The sequence below is a fragment of the Chromohalobacter sp. 11-W genome, from assembly GCF_029889905.1.
GTDB lineage: Bacteria > Pseudomonadota > Gammaproteobacteria > Pseudomonadales > Halomonadaceae > Chromohalobacter.
Map to the genome: position 1 here is coordinate 241,938 of NZ_JARANZ010000003.1, position 21,432 is coordinate 263,369.

Sequence of the window (21,432 nt, forward strand, 5' to 3'; positions counted from 1 at the left end):
TTCACCTGAGTTGCGTGGCGCCACCGCGCGATTAAAGGATGGCGTTGTATTGTTGTTGCCACGTCCCCGGGCATGGATCGCACACCACGACATGGAGCATGACAGGTCCTTGTGAGCGCTGGGATCTGACCACCGATCAACAAGGAGACCGCACCGCTCGCAGCGATGTCAGTCACCGTAAGGGTGTCGATAAACACCGATTGAGGAGACGACTGTCCTCGACGTCGTCCACAGAGAAACGCCATTTTAGCGGCAAGTTTTAGCCAAAACCATTCGCGTTATAGCATCAAGCCATCAACACCGCGTCCTACCACGCCATGGCGTTATCACCGCGGTTAGAAAAGCGCGCTCTGGCGCTCGCCGGGAAAGGCCTCGAGAGGCGGTAATTCGACGCGTTCGGCCAAGCGTGCATAGAAGCGTCGCGCCAATTGTGGCGCTTGTCGATTATCCGGCGTATGCACAAACAAAAAAGGGGTTTTCCCCTGTTTTATCCACAGAATCAGGCGCTCACACCAAGGAGTGAAAAGTCGATCGTTGATGGCCATATCACAATGTCCGATAAAACGCACGATAGGCATATTTGCCGTGGAAATCACGTGTAACGGGCGTTTCGGCTTTTCGCCCTGAGCCTTTATCAAGCGCGTATCGGTGCCCGCGGGCGTGGCGAAAAGCGGCCTCACATCGAGCATTACCCGGTCTACTCCCAAAGTTATCAACAAGCGGTTCAATTGCTGTTCCGCCGCCCCTTTGTGGAAAAAATCACTATGACGCACCTCCACGGCGCAGGGTATTGCCGACGGCCAGTGCCTCAACAGTGCCTCCAACGCTGGCAGTTCCTGGGCCCCGAAATCACGCGGCAATTGCACCATCGTCGGCCCTAGCCGGTCATGTAACGGCGCTAGCGCTGCAAAGAACGTTGCGAGTTCCTCCGCGATATTCACCAGACGCTTTTCATGCGTGAGCCGCGCCGGCAACTTGAAGCAAAAACGAAAATCCGCCGGTGCCTGGCGCGCCCATTGGGCGATGGTCGCCGCCTTGGGCGGCCCGCTGTAGAAGGTCGTGTTGCCTTCCACGCTAGTGAACACGGCACCGTAATCGTGCAGCATGCCCTCCTGCGGCGCGTGTTGCGCGTAGAGACTGCCGCGCCATTCGCTATTGGCCCACATCGGCAAGCCCAGGAATAAACGTGGGCGATCCCCCGTCATGACGGGCCTCGCGATTGTATCGCTTGCGCCCCGCGGCTATGATGCGCTGCGCGAAGCAGCCTCACCGGGTACGCTTCTTGCAGCGTGTCATTTACCCGCCCTTTGGCCACAAGCCCTCGGCGGTGCGCCGACCATCTTCGGCATCGATTCATCTTCCACACCCTCGGGAGAGACAACATGAAGGTTTCCTGGCGTTCCTGGCTGACGCTGCTCGAAGGCTGCCTATTGGTGGCACTTGGCGTGCGGCTTCTGCAATCCGCCGATTTACTGGTCAGCGGTACCGCAGGGTTGAGTTTGCTGATCAGCGATCTGCTGCCGGTGAGTTTCGGCATCACTTTCTTCGTCATCAACCTGCCCTTTTACGGGCTCGCGTTCAAGCAATTGGGGCGCGATTTCACGCTACGTACGCTCTCGAGCGTGACCTTGCTTTCGGTACTCAGCGACACCCTCACCGCCACACTTCCCTTGGGCGACACCCACCCTGTGGTGTGTGCCATCGCGGCAGGGCTGTTGATCGGCCTCGGGCTTGCATTGCTGTTTCGCGCCAACGCCTCGTTGGGGGGTCTTAACATTCTCGCCCTTTATCTGGAACGCCGCGTGGGATGGCATGCCGGTCGCACCACGCTGTGCTGCGATCTGCTGCTGCTGTTGCTGGCTGTCATCGTCTATCCATGGACGCAGGTCGCTGGTTCGGCCTTGGCGTTCCTCACTTTGAGCGCGGTGCTCGGCCGTTATCATCGTAAAACGAGCAGCCAGCGCCACCAGCCCGTTGACGACGATGACAAGACGGCACGCATTCCGCGGCACAAGGGTGCTCTATCGCCCCATCGCGCCTCGATCGCGCGCTTGCGGCCCCTCAACGAGGAAGGCTAGGCCGCGCCTGAAACGTACCGAAGGCGCGACGCCACTGGCACGATTCGCCCCGGCAAGGCATCATCGCTGGCGACACTCATTCCGGGAGTCGACCGCCGAGGTGCCTTGCTTGTTCATGCCATTGCCGCAACCGATCATCGATGCCGCCCGCCCCCTGCGCCAACTCGCTCGCGCAGTGTGGCTGTTGCCGCTTTTGATACTCGGAGCGTGCAGTTCTCAGCCGCCCGCGCCGAGCATGCCTTCGCCGGCAGCCTCCGAGCGCATGCAACCCATGGCATGGCAGGCACTGCCCGGCTGGCGTGACGATCACGTCATCGCCGCCTGGAGCGCGTTTCTCGCCAGTTGTCCACAGCTTGCCAAGAAACCTCGCTGGACATCGGTGTGCGATGATGCCGAGCATATCGATCCGCTCGATGAAAGCGCTATCACGCGCTTTTTCGAGATGCGCTTTCAGCCATATCGCCTCACGAACGACGATGGCTCCACCACGGGCACGATCACCGGCTATTACGAGCCCATTCTGCATGGGGCGCGTGAGCGCCACGGGCCGTATCAGACGCCGCTCTACCGCTTCCCCAACGCCTGGCAAGCGGCACCGCAGCGTGTACGTGCCGCACAGCGCACGTTGCTGGAAAGCGGTGCCCTACGCGGTCAGGAACTGGTCTGGGTCGACAACCCCGTCGAGGCCGCCTTCCTGCAGATACAGGGCTCGGGACGTGTCCGGCTGGACGACGGCGGTACCATGCGCGTGGCTTTCGCGGGATCCAACAATCAGCCTTTCCGATCGTTCAATCGTGCCTTGATCGATCGCGGGGAAATCGACGTCTCCCAAGCGACCTTGCCCGGTGTAAAGGCCTGGGCCAAGCGGCACCCCGAACGCGTGGAAGAAATGCTGACCGTCAACCCGCGCATGGTGTTCTTCCGTGAGCTGGATAGCGATCATACCGACACTCAGGGACCGATCGGCGCCCTCGGCGTGCCCTTGACCGCGGAACGCAGCCTGGCCGTGGATCCCTCACGCATTCCGCTGGGTGCACCGATCTTCCTATCGACCACACAGCCGCTCTCGAAAGAGCCCTTGCGGCGCCTGATGGTGGCCCAGGATACCGGCAGCGCCATCAAGGGCTCGGTACGCGCGGATTTCTATTGGGGGCACGGCGAAGCGGCCGGTGAACGCGCCGCACGCATGAAGCAGGATGGTCGCCTGTGGGTACTGATGCCGAAATGAGCCGATCATCGGGCGAAGAGAGGAGCAACGCATGAGTGAAGATCGCCACGCCCCGGCCCCGTTGGCCGTGGTTACCGGCGCTACCGCCGGGCTCGGCCTCGAGACCGCCAAGGGCCTCGCGGTGCAGGGCTATCGCGTGATCGTCACCGCACGCAATGCGCAAAAAGGCGAGCTGGCCTGCCACGCCATTCGCGCCCATGCGCCCCATGCCGAGGTAAGCGCCGAACCACTCGACCTCGACAGCCTCGAATCGGTACGCGACTTCGCCCGGCGCCTGGTACACCGCGAGTCCTCGCTGGAACGCTTGATCAACAATGCCGGGGTCATGGCCCTACCGCGCCTCGAGCGCACACGAGACGGCTTCGAACGCCAATGGGGCATCAACTACCTGGGCCACTTCCTGCTCACCAGCGAGTTGCTGCCACTGCTCATCGCCGCGACGGCGCCCCGCGTGGTACAACTCTCGAGCCTCGCCCATCGCAGTGGATACATCGCCTTCGACGACCTCAACGGCGAGACGCACTACGACCCCTGGCGCGCCTACCGGCAATCCAAACTCGCCATGCTGTTGTTTGCTCAGGCGCTGCAGAAACACAGCGATGCCCACGGCTGGGGACTCAAGAGCCTGGCCGCCCATCCCGGATTGTCACGCACTGCGCTGTTCGACGCCGGGGTCAAAAGCCGGCCCTTTATCGGCAGTGTCTTCAAGCTGACCCTGCCGCTGATCAGCCAGTCCGCCGCCGAGGGCGCCCGCCCCACGCTGCATGCCGCACTCAGTGAAAGCATCGGCCCCGGCGATTACATCGGGCCCGACGGCCTCGGCGAGACACGTGGCGCACCCAAACTAGCCCGGCGCGCCCGTAACGCACGCGATCCAGCGGTCGAGGCACGCCTGTGGGATGTCTCGTGCGAGCTCACCGGGGCACGCTGGGAAACGACACCTCCTGCGTAAGTACTACCGCTCTCTTTCCAACCTCTATAGCCCTTCTTCCAGCAACTGGGGGGCGAAGTAGGTCATGATCAGGTCGGCACCGGCGCGGCGCATCGAACCCAGCGTCTCGCGGATCACCGCCGCTTCATCGATCACGCCCTGTTGCGCCGCCAGGCGAATCATCGCGTACTCGCCGCTGACCTGATACGCCACCAGCGGCAACAGGCTGTTGCGGCGAATATCCGCCATGATGTCGAGATACGCCAGCGCCGGCTTGACCATCAGAAAATCGGCGCCTTCGGCCTCGTCCGCCAGCGACTCACGCAGCGCCTCGCGACGATTCATGGGGTCCATCTGATAGGTCTTGCGATCCCCCTGGAGTTCGGTGCCCGCCGCTTCGCGGAAGGGTCCGTACAGCGCCGAGGCCAGCTTGGTGGAATACGCCATGATGGGGATATCCTCGAAACCGGCCCCGTCTAGGGCCGCGCGGATCGTCGCCACCTGACCGTCCTGAGCCGCCGAGGGCGCAATGATGTCGGCCCCCGCCCGAGCAGCCGCGACCGCCTGGACACCGAGATTACGGATCGTCAGGTCGTTGTCGACCGTGTCGCCCTTGAGGATGCCGCAGTGGCCGTGTGTGGTGTATTCGCAGAAGCAGATATCCGGAATCACCACCATCTCGGGGTCGGCCGCCTTGATGATGCGTACCATGCGCGACACCAGGCCGTTTTCGTCCATGGCATCGCTGCCGTCGGCATCCTTGTGATGCGAAATCCCGAACGGCATGATGCCCTTGAGGCCCAGCGCGCTGAGGCGTTTCACTTCCTCCGCCAACTGGTTTTCCGGAATGCGATACTGACCCGGCATTCCCTCGATGGGCACGAAGTCGTCCGCCCCCTCCTCGACGAAGATCGGATACACCAAATGCTCCGCACGCAGCGAGGTTTCGCGCACGATGTCACGCAGCGATGATGTGCGCCGCAGGCGACGCAGACGGGCCTGGGGAAACTGAGCAGGCATGTAAGACTCCTTGATCGCCGCCGGGCGCGGCGGCACCCGGCGTTAAGAACCGGGATGTATTTTATAGCACGCTAACAAAATAGCCCAGCCGACAAAATGTCGCATCATTCCACCGTCACCGACTTCGCCAGGTTGCGCGGCTGGTCGACATCGGTGCCCTTGAGCACGGCAACGTGATAGGCCAGCAATTGCAACGGAATAGTGTAGACGAGGGGCGCCAACGCCTCGCTGACCGCCGGCACACGCAGCACATGTAGATGTTCGGAAGGCTCGAGGCGAATGCCCTCATCGGCGAACACGAACAACTCACCACCGCGCGCGCGAACTTCCTGCAAGTTGGATTTCAGCTTCTCGAGCAATTCATCGTTGGGGGCCACGGCGATCACCGGCATCTCGCTGTCGACCAGCGCCAAAGGCCCGTGTTTCAGCTCGCCCGCCGGATAGGCTTCGGCATGAATATAGGAGATTTCCTTGAGCTTGAGTGCCCCTTCCAGGGCGATCGGGAAATGTGCGCCGCGTCCCAGGAAGAGTGCATGGTGCTTTTCGGCGAACGCCATGGACAGTTGCTCGATCTCGCCATCCAGGGCCAGCACCTGGTTGATCACCCCCGGCAATTCCCTGAGCCCCTGGACCAGCGGCGCATGCTCGCCATTGGCGCCCCGCACACGACCCAGCGCCAGAGCCAGCAGCATCAGCGCCACCAGTTGGGTGGTGAAGGCCTTGGTCGAGGCGACGCCGATCTCGGGGCCTGCCTGCGTCATCAGGGTAAGATCCGACTCCCGCACCAGCGAACTACCCGGCACGTTACAGATCGCCAGACTGCCGAGATAGTCACGCTGCTTGGCGAAGCGCAGCGCCGCCAGCGTATCGGCAGTCTCGCCGGACTGCGATAGCGTCACGAACAAGGTGCCTTCAGGCACTACGACCTCGCGGTAGCGATATTCCGAGGCCACCTCGACCTGAGTGGGCACGCCGGCCAGTTTCTCGATCCAGTAGCGCGCTACCATGCCCGCATGGTAGCTGGTACCGCAGGCGATGATATGCACCTGGCGCACGCTCTCGAACAGCGACGCGGCCTCCGCCCCGAAACTGTTGACCAGCACCTGATGATCGCCGAGACGCCCTTCCAGCGTGGCCGCGATCACCTGGGACTGCTCGTGGATTTCCTTGAGCATGAAGTGCCGATAGCCGCCCTTGCTGGTCACGCCGTCGCCATGCTCGAAGACGGTCACCGGACGCTCGACTCGTTCGCCGCTCGCCTCGAAGAGCTCGATCTCACCACCCCGGGCCAAACGCACCACATCGCCTTCCATCATATAGATGAAGCGGTCGGTAACCTGCAACAGCGCCAGCGGGTCGGAGGCAAGGAATGCCTCGCCGATGCCTACGCCAACCACTAGCGGGCTCCCCTTGCGCGCACCGATGATCGCATCGGGTTCGGCACGGTGTACTACCGCCAGGGCGTAGGCGCCTTCCAGCAATGCCACGCTGCGTTGCACGGCCTGGAGCAAGTCCTGGGAAAGGGTGAACTCGCGCGACAACAAGTGTGCGATCACTTCGGTGTCGGTTTCGGAGGTAAAAACATAACCCTGGGATTCAAGCTCGCCTTTAAGCGCCTCATGGTTCTCGATGATGCCGTTATGCACCACCGCCAGGCTATCGCCGGACTGATGCGGATGCGCGTTCTGCTCGCTGGGGCGACCATGGGTGGCCCAACGCGTATGGGCTATACCCAGCGTGCCCTTGAGCGCCGTGTCGGCGAGCTTCTCTTCTAGAGCCGCCACCTTGCCCACCGCACGCTGACGATTGAGTCGCGCATCGTCGGAAAGCACGGACATGCCCGCCGAGTCGTAGCCGCGATACTCGAGACGGCGTAAGCCTTCGAGAAGGATTTCCTGCACGTGACGCTCGGCGACGGCTCCTACGATTCCACACATATTGAACTCCTCGTCTTCATTCGTTGACCGCAGCGCGGATGACGGCGATACCCTGTGCCTCGATCCGTCGACAGGCATCGGCATCGAGCCCCTCGTCGGTGATCAGGGTATGAATCCTTTCCCACGGCAGTTCCAGATTGGGAATGCGCCGGCCTATCTTGTCGGATTCGGCGAGCACCACGACTTCGCGCGCGACCTCGGCCATCACCCGCGATAGCCCCAGCAATTCGTTGTAGGTGGTGGTCCCACGCCCCAGATCGATGCCATCGGCACCGATGAACAATTGATCGAAATCGTAGAAACGCAACACCTGCTCGGCGACCTGTCCCTGGAAGGATTCGGAGTGCGGGTCCCAGGTACCGCCGGTCATCAGGATCGCCGGCTCGGGCTCCACTTCGCGCAAGGCGTTGGCCACCGACAGCGCGTTGGTCATCACCACCAGCCCTTCGCGCCCGCCCAATTCGGGAATCATCGCCGAGGTGGTGGTACCGCTGTCGATGATGATGCGATTGTGGGCGCGGATACGCGCACTCGCCGCTTGCGCAATCGCTAGCTTTCGGGGCGAAAGCGGCGCGTTGGCTTCCGCCAGTATCTCACTAGGTAACGGCAAGGCACCGCCGAAGCGTCGCAATAACAGACCGCTCTTCTCCAGCGTGGCGAGATCCTTGCGTACGGTGACTTCGGAGGTTGCGAAGTGTCGGGCAAGCGTATCGACGCTGGTTTCACCCTGCTCATTCACGTAGGCCAGCATGGCATGGCGGCGCTGGGCAGTATCGCGTTTGGGCATATCATCCTTATTCACGAAAGATATATCTTCCGAAACGAAACAATACGCTTATAAAACGCGATTCGACATCTTCGGTCAAGCGCAGCCCGGCGACGTGTAGAAAAATCCTCCGCCCGCGATCAACAACGTCATACCAAGGGCGACGCTCCCTGGGATGAGAGCGCCGGAGTTCAATACTCAGGAAGACTTGCGGGGGCGCTTCCAACCCGTACGCGTGGTCTGACGCGGTCGCGCCACCGCCAACGCCCCGGCGTCGACATTCTTGTTGATGGTCGAGCCGGCCCCGACCGTCGCGCCATCACCCAGCGATACCGGCGCCACCAGGGCGGTATTGGAGCCCACGAAGACATCATCGCCGATCTCGGTGCGGTGTTTATTGGCACCGTCGTAGTTGCAGGTGATGGTGCCCGCGCCGATATTGACGCCACGCCCCAGCCGAGCATCGCCGACGTAGCTCAAATGATTGATCTTGCTACCTTCACCAACGTCGGCGTTCTTGGTCTCGACGAAGTTGCCGACCTTGCTGTCGCATGCCAGGCGCGTGCCGGGACGCAAGCGCGCGAAGGGCCCGATGCGCGCGCGTGATGCCACCTCGGCGCCGTCGATGATGCTATGCGCCTCGATGACCGTCTCCGCCGCAATATGGCTGTCGCGGATCAGCGTATAGGGGCCCACGCTGACGCCATCGCCGAGCGTCACCTCGCCCTCGAACACACAGCCCACGTCGATGAAGACATCATGACCGCAATCGAGGCGGCCACGCACGTCGAAGCGTGTCGGATCGGCCAGCGCCACGCCCTCGGTTAGCAGACGTTCGGCTCGGTCGCGCTGATAGGCGCGTTCCAGGGCCGCCATCTGCGAGCGATTGTTGATGCCCTCGACTTCCAGCGCCGAGGCGGGGCTGGCGGTGGCGATCTCGATGCCTTCGGCCGCTGCCATGGCGAAGATGTCGGTCAGATAATACTCACCCTGAACGTTCTCGGCGGAAAGCCGGGGCAACCAACGCTTGAGCTGCGCTGCGGTGGCGGCGACGATGCCCGTATTGCATTCGGTGATAGCGCGCTGGGCCTCGCTGGCTTCCTTGTGTTCGACGATGCCCGTGACATGACCGTCGGAATCGCGCACGATCCGCCCGTAACCGCTGGGATCGGGCAGTTCCACGGTCAGTAGACCCAGGCGGGTCTCATCCACCTCGGCAAGCAACGCCGCCAAGGTCTCGGCACGGATCAGCGGGACATCGCCGTAGAGGATCAGCACCTTGGCGTCGCCCATGTTCTCCAGTGCCTGGGCCACCGCATGGCCGGTTCCCTTCTGTTCGGCCTGCAGGGCGAAATCCACTTCACGTCCACTGAGTTCAGCCTCGACCTGCTCGGCGCCATGACCGATCACGACGTGCGTGCGCGTCGCGCCCAGTTGCTCGGCGGTATCCAGCACGTGCGTCACCATCGGCTTACCCGCCAACGGATGCAGGACCTTGGGCTTGGCCGAACGCATCCGCGTTCCCTGGCCGGCGGCGAGTATCACCACGTCTAACGTCATCGCAGTCGTCCCTATGCATCTCTTGAAGAAGATGGACGTATTCTACGGCGGGCGGAAGGCGCTACCAAGCGACATGCGTCATGTCTCGGCACGATATGTAAACGTCCGTGACATGCGGTTAGCGGATTGCATCCACGAAAAAGGCGACCCGTGGGTCGCCTTCATGACAGTGGCATCGCGTGCGGCGCCTAGCGGCGGCTGCCCTTCTCACGCAGTTGCTGGATGGTACGCAACTGTGCCACGGCTTCCGCCAGTTCGGCGGCCGCACGGGTGTAGTCGAGATCGGACTGCTTGTCGCCCATGGACCGCAAGGCCTCCTGACGCGCCTCTTCGGCGGCAGCCTCATTGAGATCGTGCGCCCGCGTGGCCGTATCGGCCAGCACCGAGACCACCTCCGGTTGGACCTCCAGGAAACCGCCGGTGACGAAGTACACTTCTTCCTCGCCATCTTCACGCGTCACACGGACCGGTCCCGGCTTGAGCTCGGTGAGCAGCGGTGCGTGACCACGCAGAATACCCAGATCGCCCGACACGCCGGCCGCCACTAGCTGCTCGGCGCTGCCGGAGAAGATGGCCTTCTCGGCGCTGACGATGTCGCATTGGAAGCTAGCCATCGCTATCTCCTCGTTCATGGAAGCGTCGGGCACGGCGCGCAACGGCGCCGTGCCTACCACTCCCGAATGGGCATGGCCTTACTTCATGTTATTGGCTTTCTCGACGGCTTCGTCGATGGTACCAACCATGTAGAAGGCTTGTTCGGGCAGTTCGTCGTACTCACCGTCGAGGATGCCCTGGAAGCCGCGGATGGTCTCCCTGAGAGAGACATACTTGCCGGGCGCCCCAGTGAAGACCTCGGCGACGAAGAACGGCTGTGACAGGAAGCGCTGGATCTTACGCGCCCGTGCCACGGTCAGTTTGTCTTCGTCGGCCAACTCGTCCATCCCCAGAATGGCGATGATGTCCTTGAGCTCCTTGTAGCGCTGCAACACGCCCTGTACACCGCGCGCGGTATTGTAGTGCTCTTCGCCAACGGTCAGCGGATCGAGCTGGCGCGAGGTGGAGTCCAACGGATCGATGGCCGGATAGATACCCAACTCGGCGATGGAACGCGCCAATACCACGGTGGCATCCAGGTGCGAGAAGGTGGTCGCCGGTGACGGGTCGGTCAAATCGTCCGCCGGGACGTAAACCGCCTGCACGGAGGTGATGGAGCCCGTCTTGGTCGAGGTGATGCGCTCCTGCAGAACACCCATCTCCTCGGCCAGGGTCGGCTGATAGCCCACCGCAGAGGGCATGCGGCCCAGCAGCGCCGAGACCTCGGTACCCGCCAAGGTATAGCGGTAGATGTTGTCGACGAACAACAGCACGTCACGCCCATCGTCGCGGAACTTCTCGGCGATGGTCAGACCGGTGAGGGCCACGCGCAGGCGGTTCCCGGGCGGCTCGTTCATCTGGCCATAGACCAGCGACACCTTGTCGAGAACGTTGGAGTCCTTCATCTCATGGTAGAAGTCGTTACCCTCGCGGGTACGCTCCCCCACCCCGGCAAAGACGGAATAACCGCTGTGCTCAGTGGCGATGTTGCGGATCAACTCCATCATGTTGACGGTCTTGCCGACACCGGCGCCGCCGAACAGACCGACCTTGCCGCCCTTGGCGAACGGGCATACCAGGTCGATGACCTTGATACCGGTTTCCAAGAGTTCGTTGGACGTTGCTTGATCCGCATAGCCCGGCGCCTTGCGGTGGATCGGCATGCGTTCGTCTTCGCCGATTTCGCCAGCTTCGTCGATGGGTTCGCCAAGGACGTCCATGATGCGCCCTAGCGTGGCCGTCCCCACCGGCACCGAAATTGCCGCTCCGGTATTGGCGACATCAAGGCCACGCTTGAGGCCTTCGGTGGTGCCCATGGCGATGGCACGCACGACGCCGTCACCCAGCTGTTGCTGTACTTCCAGAATGGTCTCGGTGTCGGAGACCTTCAGCGCGTCGTAGACCTTGGGCACATCGTCCCGCGGAAACTCTACGTCAATCACCGCGCCGATGATTTGTACGATACGTCCGCTCATGTTGGTTCCTCTAATACCTGCAAATGAAACCTGCTTCGCCTAGGCCCCGAGGCTGCCCGCGTGAGTGCCTCGGTGGGACCTGCGTCGTCATACGGCGGCGGCGCCGCCGACGATCTCCGAAATCTCCTGGGTGATCGCGGCCTGACGGGCCTTGTTATAGACCAGCTCCAGGTCATCGATCAGATTGCCGGCATTGTCGGTCGCGCTCTTCATCGCGATCATCCGTGCCGCCTGTTCGCAGGCCGCATTCTCGACCACTGCCTGGTACACCTGGGATTCCACATAGCGCACTAACAGATGATCGAGCAGGGTCTTGGCGTCCGGCTCATACAGGTAGTCCCAGCTGCCGCTGGCACGTGTCTCTTCTTCATCGTCATCATCCGCCTCGGCTTCCAAGGGGAGCAACTGACGCACGATCGGCTTCTGGGTCATGGTGTTGACGAACTCGTTATGCACCACGTAAAGCCGATCCAGTTGTCCCTCATCGAAGGCCTTCAGCATGACACTGACGCTCCCGATCAGGTCTTCGACGGCCGGGGCTTCGCCCAGACCGCTCTTGCCCGCCACCAAATTGCCGCCGTGGTTGCGAAAGAACACATTGGCCTTGGAGCCGATGGCCGCGTAATCGACCTCGACGCCCTGTTCATGCCAATACTTGGCTTCGCGCGTCACGGCCTTGAACACGTTGACGTTCAGGCCGCCGGCCAGGCCACGGTCACTGGAGACCACGATATACCCCACGCGCTTTATTTCGCGCTCGATCATGTACTCATGACGATACTCGGGGTTGGCCTTGGCAATGTGGCTCACCACGCGACGGATCAGCTTCGCGTACGGCTGACTGGCCGTCATGCGTTCCTGGGCCTTGCGCATCTTCGACGCAGCGACCATTTCCATGGCACTGGTGATCTTCTGCGTGTTCTTGATGCTCCCGATCTGGGTGCGAATCTCTTTTGCAGCTGCCATCTCGATCTCACCCTCTTGCGAGCCGCTCAGCTAGGATTGCCGGCCCGGTGTGTCACCGGGCCTTGCATCACCAGGTCTGAGTGGACTTGAACGTCTCGAGGCCGGACTTGAGGCCCTGCTTGATATCGTCATCGTAATTGCCGGTCTGATTGATCTTGTCGATCAGCTCGGCATGCTCGGATTTCATGTACGCCTGCAGCGCTTTCTCGAAATCCAGCACCTTGTTGACTTCGATATCTTCCAGGAAACCTTCGTTGGCGGCGTACAGTGTCACCGCCATTTCGGCCACCGACATCGGCGAATACTGATTCTGCTTCATCAGCTCGGTGACGCGCTGCCCATGCTCAAGCTGCTTGCGGGTCGCTTCGTCGAGATCCGAGGCGAACTGTGAGAAAGCAGCCAGTTCACGATACTGCGCCAAGGCCAGACGCACGGTCCCGCCAAGTTTCTTGATGATCTTGGTCTGTGCCGAGCCACCCACACGCGATACCGACAGACCCGCATTGATCGCCGGACGTACCCCGGAGTTGAAGAGGTTAGTCTCGAGGAAGATCTGACCGTCGGTGATCGAGATCACGTTGGTCGGCACGAACGCCGAGACGTCACCGCCTTGGGTCTCGATGATCGGCAGCGCGGTCAGCGAGCCGGTCTTGCCCTTGACCTCACCGTTGGTGAGCTTCTCGACATGATCGGCGTTGATACGCGCGGCACGCTCGAGCAGACGCGAGTGGAGGTAGAAGACGTCGCCCGGATAGGCTTCGCGGCCCGGCGGACGGCGCAGCAGCAGCGAGACCTGGCGATAGGCCACAGCCTGCTTGGAGAGATCGTCATAGACGATGAGGGCGTCTTCGCCACGGTCGCGGAAATACTCGCCCATGGTGCAGCCGGAGTAGGCCGCCAGGAACTGCATCGGTGCCGGGTCGGCGGCGCCAGCGGCGACGATGATGGTGTGCTCCATGGCCCCATGCTCTTCGAGCTTGCGCACCATGTTGGCAATGGTCGACTGCTTCTGACCGATGGCGACGTAGACGCAGGTGACGCCTTTGTCTTTCTGGTTGATGATGGTGTCGATGGCGATTGCCGACTTACCAATCTGACGGTCACCGATGATCAGCTCACGCTGGCCGCGGCCGATCGGCACCATGGCGTCGATGGACTTGAGACCGGTCTGGATCGGCTCATCGACGGACTGACGGGTGATGACGCCCGGCGCGACCTTTTCCACCGCGTCGGTCATCCTGGTATCGAGCTCACCCTTGCCATCGATGGGATTACCCAGCGCATCGACGACACGGCCGATCAGTTCCGGGCCTACCGGCACCTCGAGGATGCGACCGGTACACTGCGCGGTCATGCCCTCTTCGAGCTGAAGATAGTCGCCGAGCACTACGGCGCCTACGCTGTCACGCTCGAGGTTGAGCACCATGCCGAAGATGCTGCCGGGGAATTCGATCATTTCGCCGAACATCGCATCGGCGAGACCATGGATCTTCACGATACCGTCGGAAACGCTGACCACGGTACCTTCGTTGCGGGCTTCGGATGCGACATCCAGCTTTTCGATACGCTGTTTGATGATGTCGCTGATCTCGGAAGGATTCAGTTGCTGCATGCCATGTCCCTCGAACTCAAGCGGAAAGTGCGTCGCGTAGACGGTTCAATCGACCGCGTACCGAACCGTCGATGACGGTGTCGCCGGCACGCAGGATCACGCCGCCCATCAGCGCACGGTCCACCTGAGTGGTAATGGAGATTTCGCGGTTGAGACGCTTCTTCAGCGCAGTCGCGAGCTTGTCCTGCTGTGCGGCATCCAGATCGAAGGCGGAGACGATGGTCACATCCACCCGCTTCTCTTCTCGAGCGCGCAACGCCTCGAACTGCTCGGCGATCGCCGGGAGGGCGGCGAACCGCCCTCGCGAGCCAACGGTACGGAGAAAGTTGCGAAGCGACTCATCGAGTTCTCCGCAAACGTCGAGCAACAACTCGGTCTTCTGTCCTCGGGACAGTTTCGGGTTGCCCACCACCTTGGCGTTGAAATCGGTGTCAGCCACTGCTTGCGCCGCCGACGCCAGGTGTCCGGACCAGGCTTCAAGCGCCTTTTGATCGCGCGCATATTCGAACGCCGCCTTGGCGTACGGACGAGCTACGGTAGACGTTTCAGCCATGCCTCACCTCCTCAGAGCTCGGCCGCGAGCTTGTCGACCAGCTCACGATGCTTGGCTTCATCAATGGAGGAGTCGAGGATGCGCTCGGCCCCCTGAATGGCGAGTGTCGCCACCTGGGTCCGCAACTCTTCCTTGGCACGCTGCGTCTCCTGCTCGATCTCGCCGCGAGCGCTTTCGATCATGCGCTCCCCTTCGAGACGAGCGTTGTCACGCGCTTCCTCGACCATCTGGTTGGCCCGCTTATGGGCTTGCTCGATGATCTCGGCCGCCTGCTCCTTGCTTTCCTTGAGTTGCTCGGCTGCTTGCTCCTGAGCCAGCTCAAGGTCGCGAGTCGCACGGCTGGCCGCATCCAGGCCATCGGCGATCTTCTTTTGCCGCTCCTGCAGCGCCTGCATGACCGGCGGCCATACAAACTTCATGCAGAACCAGACGAAAACCGCGAAGGCTATGGCCTGACCGATCAGGGTTAGGTTCAGATTCACGCCAGCACCTCTCGCATCACAAGTTTGGGGTTAATGTCACCGTGGCCCATGGGCCGAACGGCAAAGTTAACCGACAAACGGATTGGCGAAGGTGAAGAACAGCGCGATACCCACACCGATCATGGTCACGGCGTCGAGCAGACCGGCGACGATGAACATTTTCACCTGCAGTTGCGGAATCATTTCCGGTTGACGTGCCGCACCTTCGAGGAACTTACCGCCGAGGATGCCGAAACCGATGGCGGTGCCCAATGCACCCAGGCCGATCAGCAGGGAGACGGCGATAGCGGTCATACCCAGAACTTGTGCTTCCATGATTGACTCCAGTTTATTTCAAGATTTAAGGGGTTGGGGTTGAGAAAACCGGTTAATGCTTTTCCGTCGCCATGCTCAGGTAGACGATCGTCAGCATCATGAAGATGAACGCCTGCAGCGTGATGATCAGCAGGTGGAAGGTCGCCCACGCGAAATGCAGGGGCAACTGCCACAAGCCAATCATGGCGATCAGGATGAAGATCAGCTCGCCCGCATAGAGATTGCCGAACAACCGCAATGCCAGCGACACGGGTTTGGCCAACAGCGTCACTGCTTCCAGCAGGAAGTTGGCGGGAATCAGCAAGGCCTGGACGAACGGATTGGAGGCGTTGAACGGGTGCAGCGTCAGCTCGGCTACGAAGCCGGAGAAGCCCTTTTCGCGAATGCTGTAGAAGATGATCAGGGCGAATACCGCCAGCGACATGCCCAGCGTGGCGTTGACATCGGTGGTCGGCACGACCTTGAAGTAGACGTGCGCGGGATCGGCCCCGAACCAGGCACCGATCTTCTGCGCCAACATCGGCAGGAAGTCCACCGGCACCAGGTCCATGAGGTTCATCAAGAAGATCCAGCAGAAGATCGTCAGCGACAGCGGCGCAATCAACTTGCTCTTGCCGTGAAACGTCTCACGTACCGAATTATCGACGAACTCGACCATCATCTCGACGAAGTTTTGCATGCCGCTCGGCACGCCGGTGGTCGCGGTCTTGGCGACCATGCGGAACACCCACAGGAACAGGATCCCCAGGCCGATCGACCAGCCCATGGTATCCAGGTGAATGGCCCAGAAACCCATTTCCTGAGCTTCCTGCGCGGAATGTGCCAGCCCCAACCCATGCTCCGGGTGCAACCCGAAAGTCATGTTCTGCAGGTGGTGCTGGATGTACTCCGTAGACGTCGGGTTGTTGCCTGCCATTGAGTAAGCCTCGAGTTCAAGTGCGCGACGGTCGATGCAACAGCCAGGGTCCCAGCCAGTGCGCCAACTGCGTCACCACGTAAGCGCCAAAGAAGAAAGCGGGGTTTGAGGGAGGCACGGCTACGAATACCACTATGAACAATGCCGCCGTCAAACCGAACTTACCGGCCTCGGCTCGGTAGAAACTGTTTACGATGTTGCGCGCTTGCGACGCTCCCTGATGACGAAAGGTCTGCCAGGCAAAGAAAACATTAGGCAACCAGGCAACTAGGCCACCCAACAATGTCGATAACGCCGCTTCAGGCGTATGCCAGATCAACGTGAGTGCCGTCATTCCCAGTGCCATGCACAACTGCAACATCAGCAAGGGAAACAGTCGAGGGCCCTTGAGCCTGGCCGGTGCCGCTTTATGCATGGCGTCGGTCTTGCCGTCCTCTTGTTGCTGGTGTCGTCACCCGGACAAATCTTGGCGGATTATAGGGGAGGGCCTAGTGGCCTTCAACAGAACATGGGCCGATTTAGCGCGATCTGGCAGCTCGTTACCACTAAAGGGGCACGAAAAGACGATAAATAACGTTAACGCGCTAAACGTTGACTGCGGCATTTTGTCACACTAACCGTTTATCTCGCGGCTGCATTCCCGTCATTGAATATGCCCCAGGATCCCATCCAGTTCGTCGAGACTGGTGTAGCGAATGGTGACGCGCCCCTTGCCGGAGGCCCCATGCTGGATCTTGACCGGCGCGCCCAGCAGTTCGGCGAGCCGCGTTTCGAGCCGCGCCACGTCGGTATTGCCCGACGCGCTCGGCGGGGACTTGGCGGTCTCCTTGCCGCTGGCGTTCTGCTTGGCCAGCGCCTCGGTCTGGCGCACGGTGAGATCGCGTTCGACGACTTCACGCGCAATGCTGCGCTGGCGCGCGGCGGGCAGGGTCAAAAGAGCACGCGCATGCCCCATGTCCAGGTCGCCGCGTTCGAGCAATGTCTGCACTTCCTCGTCGAGGCTCAACAGGCGCAGCAGGTTCGCCACTTGCGCGCGCGATTTGCCCACCGCATCGGCCACCTGCTGTTGCGTGAGTTCGAAGTCGTCGAGCAGACGCTTCAGCGCTGAGGCTTCTTCCACCGGGTTGAGGTTTTCGCGCTGGATGTTCTCGATCAACGCCAAGGCGAGGGCGGCCTCGTCGCTGACCTCGCGCACCACGGCGGGGATGACGTCGAGCTCCGCCAATTGAGCCGCCCGCCAGCGTCGTTCGCCGGCGATGATCTCATAGCGAGACTCGCCCATCGGTCGAACCACGATGGGCTGCATGACGCCCTGGGCACGAATCGAATCGGCCAGTTCCTCGAGCGACTCGGGCTGGATATCGCGCCGTGGCTGATACTTGCCTCGGCTCAGTTGTCCCAGCGGCAAGCGCATCAAGCGCTCCTGCTCTTCGCTGGCAGCCGGGGCCTGAGCGGGTTCCAGCAAGACATCGCCGTCGATGGCATCATCGCCGAGTGTATCGCGTTGACGCGCGCCTGCACCGATCAAGGCATCCAGGCCGCGTCCCAGTGCGCGTTTGCGCGTCATAAGTATTCCCTCGATTCGTCTCCCACTCGCCTGGGACGCATCATAGCGCCAGGCGGCGGATCAGTTCCTTGGCCAACACCCGATGGGCCTGGCTCCCACGCGACAGGCGCGCATACTTGGTCACCGGTACGCCGTGACTGGGTGCCTCGGCGACGCGCACGTTGCGCGGAATGGTCGTCTTGAGCAGGGTGTCACCGAAATATTGGCTCAACTGTTTGCTGACATCGCGCGTCAGGCTGTTACGCGCGTCGTACATGGTGCGCACGATGCCGAAAATGCTCAGATCGGGATTCACGTTGGCCTGGATCTGCTCGACGGTATCCAGAAGCGCGGAGAGCCCTTCCAGCGCATAGAATTCGCATTGCAGGGGAATCAACACCCCGTCCGCAGCGGTCAAGGCGTTGACGGTCAGCATGTTGAGCGAAGGCGGACAGTCGATGATCACCACGTCGTAACTTGCAGCCACGCTTCCCAAGGCATCGCCCAGGCAGCGTTCGCGTCCGTCACGATCGAGAAGGTCGACTTCGGCGGCGGTCAGGTCGCCATTACCGGGTAGCAGGGCATAGCCGGCGTCGGGGCAATCGAGAATCACCTCGCTGGCACGACGCCCATCGAGCAGCACCTCGAGCACGCTACCCTCGAGTTCGTGCTTGTCGACGCCACTGCCCATGGTGGCATGTCCCTGGGGATCGAGGTCGACCAATAGGACCCGCCTGTCCAGCGCGGCGAGACAGGCCGCGAGATTGACCGCGGTGGTGGTCTTGCCAACGCCACCCTTCTGGTTGGTCAAGGCGATTATCTTGGTCACGATCGACTCCCATTATCGACAACGCCCGAAAACGGCAGCGCTGGTGGCATTCAACTACGTCGCAGGCGCACGAGCACACGTTGCGCCTCATCGCCCGGCACCGCCAGCCGGCGGTTTTCGACGAGCGTTACCCCGCTCGGCAAGGCGGCAAGCTCCGTTTCCACATCACGCCCCTTCATCGCCAACCATTCGCCATCCTCGGCCAACAAGGGGCCCGTCAGCGTGAGGAAGGTCGCCAGATCGGCAAATGCTCGCGACACGATCTGATCGAAACCGCCATGCTCGAAGGTTTCGACCCGCGCTTGCACCGGCGTGACGTTATCCAGCCCCAACTCTAGAACGGCCTGGCGCTGAAAGCGTACTTTTTTGCCATTGCCGTCGAGCATGGTCACCGCCAGGCGAGGATCGAGTATCGCCAATACCAAGCCAGGCAACCCGGCGCCCGCACCGACATCGAGCAGCGTTGGACCGCGCACGGCGGCCGCGATGCTGGCGCTATCGAGCAGATGGCGGGTGACCATCTGCTCAGGATCGCGTACCGCGGTGAGGTTATAGGCGCGGTTCCACTTGTGCAACAACTCGAGCAACGCCAGCAGGCGCTCACGGGCAGTGGCATCGACATCGATCTCGAGCGTGGCAAGACCGGTATCGAGACGCGTTTCACAAGCTGGGGTCATGCGTTGGCCGCCTGGACGTCCTGATCCTCGATCAGACGACGCTTCTTGAGATGCACCAGCAATAGCGACACGGCCGCCGGGGTAACGCCGGAGATACGTCCCGCCTGCGCCAGCGTCTCTGGCCGCGCGGCCTCGAGCTTCTGACGGATCTCATGGGACAGGCCGTCGATGCGTGCGTAGTCCAGATCCTCGGGCAGACGCAGTGTCTCATGGCGGCGCAGACGCTCGATCTCGTCTTGCTGACGCGCAATGTATCCCTGGTACTTGGCTTGGATCTGCACCTGATCGGCGACGCTGGGGTCGAGCTCAGGCGCCTCGTCATCGAGGTCGGCATGCGTCAGTTCGGGCCGCTTGAGTAGATCCGCAAGACGGTATTCGCGGGCCAAGGGCTTGTCGAGCTTGCTTGACAGGCGCTGGGCCAGCTCGCTCTGGGGTTGTACCCAGGTATCCCGCAAGCGTTCGGATTCGCGGGCGATGGCCTCGCGCTTGGTGGAAAAACGCTGCCAACGCTCGTCGTCGACGAGTCCCAGTTCCCGGCCGATCTCGGTGAGACGCAAGTCGGCGTTGTCCTCGCGTAGCAGCAAGCGATGCTCGGCCCGCGAAGTGAACATGCGGTACGGCTCCTGGGTGCCCATGGTGATCAGGTCATCGACCAGCACCCCGAGATAGGCCTCGTCGCGGCGCGGTGACCAGGCATCCTGTCCCAGGGCGCGACGAGCGGCGTTGAGTCCGGCCAGCAAGCCCTGGGCGGCAGCTTCCTCGTAGCCGGTGGTGCCGTTGATCTGACCGGCGAAGAACAGGTTGTGGATAAATTTGGTTTCCAGCGAGTGACGCAGATCGCGTGGATCGAAGAAATCATATTCGATGGCATAACCGGGACGCGTGATGTGCGCGTTCTCGAAGCCTTTGATCGAACGTACCACCTGGAACTGCACGTCGAAGGGCAGCGATGTCGAAATCCCGTTGGGATAGAGCTCGTGGGTATCGAGGCCTTCGGGCTCGACGAAGATCTGGTGACTCGATTTGTCCGCGAAGCGGTTCACCTTGTCTTCAATGGACGGGCAGTAGCGCGGTCCGACACCCCCGATGACGCCGGAATACATCGGCGAGCGATCGAGGTTGGCGTGAATGATCTCGTGGGTACGAGCGTTGGTATGCGCGATATGGCAGTTCATCTGGCGCGGATGCTGCTCCCGGTTGCCAAGATATGACATCACCGGAGTCGGCGTATCGCCGGGTTGGGTCTCGAGTACCGAGAAATCCACGCTTTTGGCGTCCAGACGAGGCGGAGTACCGGTCTTGAGCCGATCGACGTTGAACGGCAGGGCACGCAGGCGTTGCGCCAAGGCGTTGGAGGACGGATCCCCGGCACGCCCGCCGGAGTGATTGTCCAACCCGATGTGGATAACACCGCCGAGGAAGGTGCCGGTACATAGCACCACGCTTTCGCCATAGACCCGGATACCCGTCTGCGTAACGACACCGCGCACCGTGTCGCCATCGACGATCAGGTCGTCGGCGGCCTGTTGGAAGAGCGTCAAATGCGACTGGTTTTCCAGTTGGCTGCGAATCGCGGCCTTGTAGCGGACGCGATCGGCTTGGGCCCGCGTGGCACGCACGGCGGGGCCCTTGCGGGCATTGAGTACACGGAACTGAATGCCGCCGAGATCGGTGGCATGCGCCATGGCGCCGCCTAAGGCATCGATTTCCTTGACCAGATGACTCTTGCCGATCCCGCCGATGGCGGGATTGCAGGACATCTGGCCGAGCGTCTCGATGTTATGCGTCAGCAGTAGCGTCTGACAGCCCATGCGGGCGGCAGCCAATGCGGCTTCGGTCCCCGCATGGCCCCCGCCGATGACGATGACATCAAAGCGGTCTGGGTAATCCACGTTACACCTCGAATCGCAGCGTATGGCTGCGGTCGTGCATGTCGGCAAGTCTCAT

At 61.7% G+C, this 21,432-nt stretch carries 21 protein-coding genes; 3 read left to right on the forward strand and 18 right to left on the reverse strand.

Features of this window, described 5'->3' with window-relative positions; all coding sequences use genetic code 11:
- Window positions 1-335: 335 nt before the first annotated feature.
- On the reverse strand, window positions 336-1,205 hold the full coding sequence (locus OP494_RS06145) for a DUF72 domain-containing protein (RefSeq protein WP_280539837.1): 870 nt from the start codon (window positions 1,203-1,205) through the stop codon (window positions 336-338).
- Window positions 1,206-1,382: 177 nt separating this feature from the next.
- On the opposite strand from OP494_RS06145, the gene OP494_RS06150 reads away from it, so the two are divergent.
- The 3 genes from OP494_RS06150 (at window position 1,383) to OP494_RS06160 (ending at window position 4,258) form a co-directional block, all read left to right on the forward strand.
- Window positions 1,383-2,078 carry a YitT family protein gene (locus OP494_RS06150; protein ID WP_280539838.1) on the forward strand — a complete coding sequence of 232 codons (696 nt, stop codon included), beginning with the start codon at window positions 1,383-1,385 and terminating at the stop codon, window positions 2,076-2,078.
- A gap of 115 nt (window positions 2,079-2,193) precedes the next feature.
- Window positions 2,194-3,306, forward strand: a complete 1,113-nt coding sequence (locus OP494_RS06155) for an MltA domain-containing protein (protein WP_280539839.1) — start codon at window positions 2,194-2,196, stop codon at window positions 3,304-3,306.
- A 31-nt stretch (window positions 3,307-3,337) separates the two neighbouring features.
- The gene (locus OP494_RS06160) at window positions 3,338-4,258 is read left to right on the forward strand and encodes an oxidoreductase (RefSeq protein ID WP_280539840.1); all 921 of its coding nucleotides are present in this window, start codon (window positions 3,338-3,340) and stop codon (window positions 4,256-4,258) included.
- 24 nt (window positions 4,259-4,282) lie between these two features.
- Here the strand turns inward: OP494_RS06160 and hemB are convergent, their stop codons facing one another.
- The 17 genes from hemB to mnmG all read right to left on the reverse strand — a co-directional run bounded on the left by hemB (window position 4,283) and on the right by mnmG (window position 21,377).
- Window positions 4,283-5,257, reverse strand: coding sequence for a porphobilinogen synthase (gene hemB, locus OP494_RS06165; RefSeq protein WP_280539841.1), 975 nt, complete (start codon window positions 5,255-5,257; stop codon window positions 4,283-4,285).
- A gap of 104 nt (window positions 5,258-5,361) precedes the next feature.
- On the reverse strand, window positions 5,362-7,194 hold the full coding sequence (gene glmS, locus OP494_RS06170) for a glutamine--fructose-6-phosphate transaminase (isomerizing) (RefSeq protein ID WP_280539842.1): 1,833 nt from the start codon (window positions 7,192-7,194) through the stop codon (window positions 5,362-5,364).
- A 16-nt stretch (window positions 7,195-7,210) separates the two neighbouring features.
- Window positions 7,211-7,981, reverse strand: coding sequence for a DeoR family transcriptional regulator (locus OP494_RS06175; RefSeq protein WP_280539844.1), 771 nt, complete (start codon window positions 7,979-7,981; stop codon window positions 7,211-7,213).
- Between the two features lie 177 nt (window positions 7,982-8,158).
- Window positions 8,159-9,520, reverse strand: a complete 1,362-nt coding sequence (glmU, locus tag OP494_RS06180; RefSeq protein WP_280539845.1) for a bifunctional UDP-N-acetylglucosamine diphosphorylase/glucosamine-1-phosphate N-acetyltransferase GlmU — start codon at window positions 9,518-9,520, stop codon at window positions 8,159-8,161.
- Between the two features lie 188 nt (window positions 9,521-9,708).
- Entirely contained in the window at window positions 9,709-10,134 is a 426-nt protein-coding gene (locus OP494_RS06185) for a F0F1 ATP synthase subunit epsilon (RefSeq protein WP_040240278.1), read from the reverse strand.
- 78 nt (window positions 10,135-10,212) lie between these two features.
- Window positions 10,213-11,589, reverse strand: coding sequence for a F0F1 ATP synthase subunit beta (gene atpD / locus OP494_RS06190; RefSeq protein ID WP_280539846.1), 1,377 nt, complete (start codon window positions 11,587-11,589; stop codon window positions 10,213-10,215).
- A gap of 87 nt (window positions 11,590-11,676) precedes the next feature.
- Window positions 11,677-12,555 (reverse strand): F0F1 ATP synthase subunit gamma, encoded by an 879-nt coding sequence (gene atpG, locus OP494_RS06195; RefSeq protein WP_280539847.1) that lies wholly within the window; start codon window positions 12,553-12,555, stop codon window positions 11,677-11,679.
- Between the two features lie 67 nt (window positions 12,556-12,622).
- On the reverse strand, window positions 12,623-14,167 hold the full coding sequence (gene atpA / locus OP494_RS06200) for a F0F1 ATP synthase subunit alpha (protein ID WP_280539848.1): 1,545 nt from the start codon (window positions 14,165-14,167) through the stop codon (window positions 12,623-12,625).
- 16 nt (window positions 14,168-14,183) lie between these two features.
- A complete protein-coding gene (locus OP494_RS06205) occupies window positions 14,184-14,720 on the reverse strand; it encodes a F0F1 ATP synthase subunit delta (RefSeq protein ID WP_280539849.1) in 537 nt (178 codons plus the stop codon).
- A gap of 11 nt (window positions 14,721-14,731) precedes the next feature.
- Complete coding sequence (locus tag OP494_RS06210) at window positions 14,732-15,202, reverse strand: F0F1 ATP synthase subunit B (RefSeq protein ID WP_280539850.1); 471 nt, start codon at window positions 15,200-15,202, stop codon at window positions 14,732-14,734.
- Between the two features lie 66 nt (window positions 15,203-15,268).
- Window positions 15,269-15,517: a F0F1 ATP synthase subunit C gene (gene atpE, locus OP494_RS06215; RefSeq protein ID WP_011508579.1), complete on the reverse strand. Its 249-nt coding sequence runs from the start codon at window positions 15,515-15,517 to the stop codon at window positions 15,269-15,271.
- 52 nt (window positions 15,518-15,569) lie between these two features.
- Window positions 15,570-16,433 carry a F0F1 ATP synthase subunit A gene (gene atpB / locus OP494_RS06220; RefSeq protein WP_280539851.1) on the reverse strand — a complete coding sequence of 288 codons (864 nt, stop codon included), beginning with the start codon at window positions 16,431-16,433 and terminating at the stop codon, window positions 15,570-15,572.
- Window positions 16,434-16,449: 16 nt separating this feature from the next.
- Window positions 16,450-16,848, reverse strand: a complete 399-nt coding sequence (locus tag OP494_RS06225) for an ATP synthase subunit I (RefSeq protein ID WP_280539852.1) — start codon at window positions 16,846-16,848, stop codon at window positions 16,450-16,452.
- Window positions 16,849-17,076: 228 nt separating this feature from the next.
- Window positions 17,077-18,000 (reverse strand): ParB/RepB/Spo0J family partition protein, encoded by a 924-nt coding sequence (locus OP494_RS06230; RefSeq protein WP_280539853.1) that lies wholly within the window; start codon window positions 17,998-18,000, stop codon window positions 17,077-17,079.
- A gap of 40 nt (window positions 18,001-18,040) precedes the next feature.
- On the reverse strand, window positions 18,041-18,808 hold the full coding sequence (locus OP494_RS06235; RefSeq protein ID WP_040240256.1) for a ParA family protein: 768 nt from the start codon (window positions 18,806-18,808) through the stop codon (window positions 18,041-18,043).
- 50 nt (window positions 18,809-18,858) lie between these two features.
- On the reverse strand, window positions 18,859-19,485 hold the full coding sequence (gene rsmG / locus OP494_RS06240; protein ID WP_280539854.1) for a 16S rRNA (guanine(527)-N(7))-methyltransferase RsmG: 627 nt from the start codon (window positions 19,483-19,485) through the stop codon (window positions 18,859-18,861).
- Window positions 19,482-21,377: a tRNA uridine-5-carboxymethylaminomethyl(34) synthesis enzyme MnmG gene (gene mnmG, locus OP494_RS06245; RefSeq protein ID WP_280539855.1), complete on the reverse strand. Its 1,896-nt coding sequence runs from the start codon at window positions 21,375-21,377 to the stop codon at window positions 19,482-19,484. The genes rsmG and mnmG overlap by 4 nt, the downstream gene beginning before the upstream one ends.
- Window positions 21,378-21,432 lie beyond the last annotated feature (55 nt).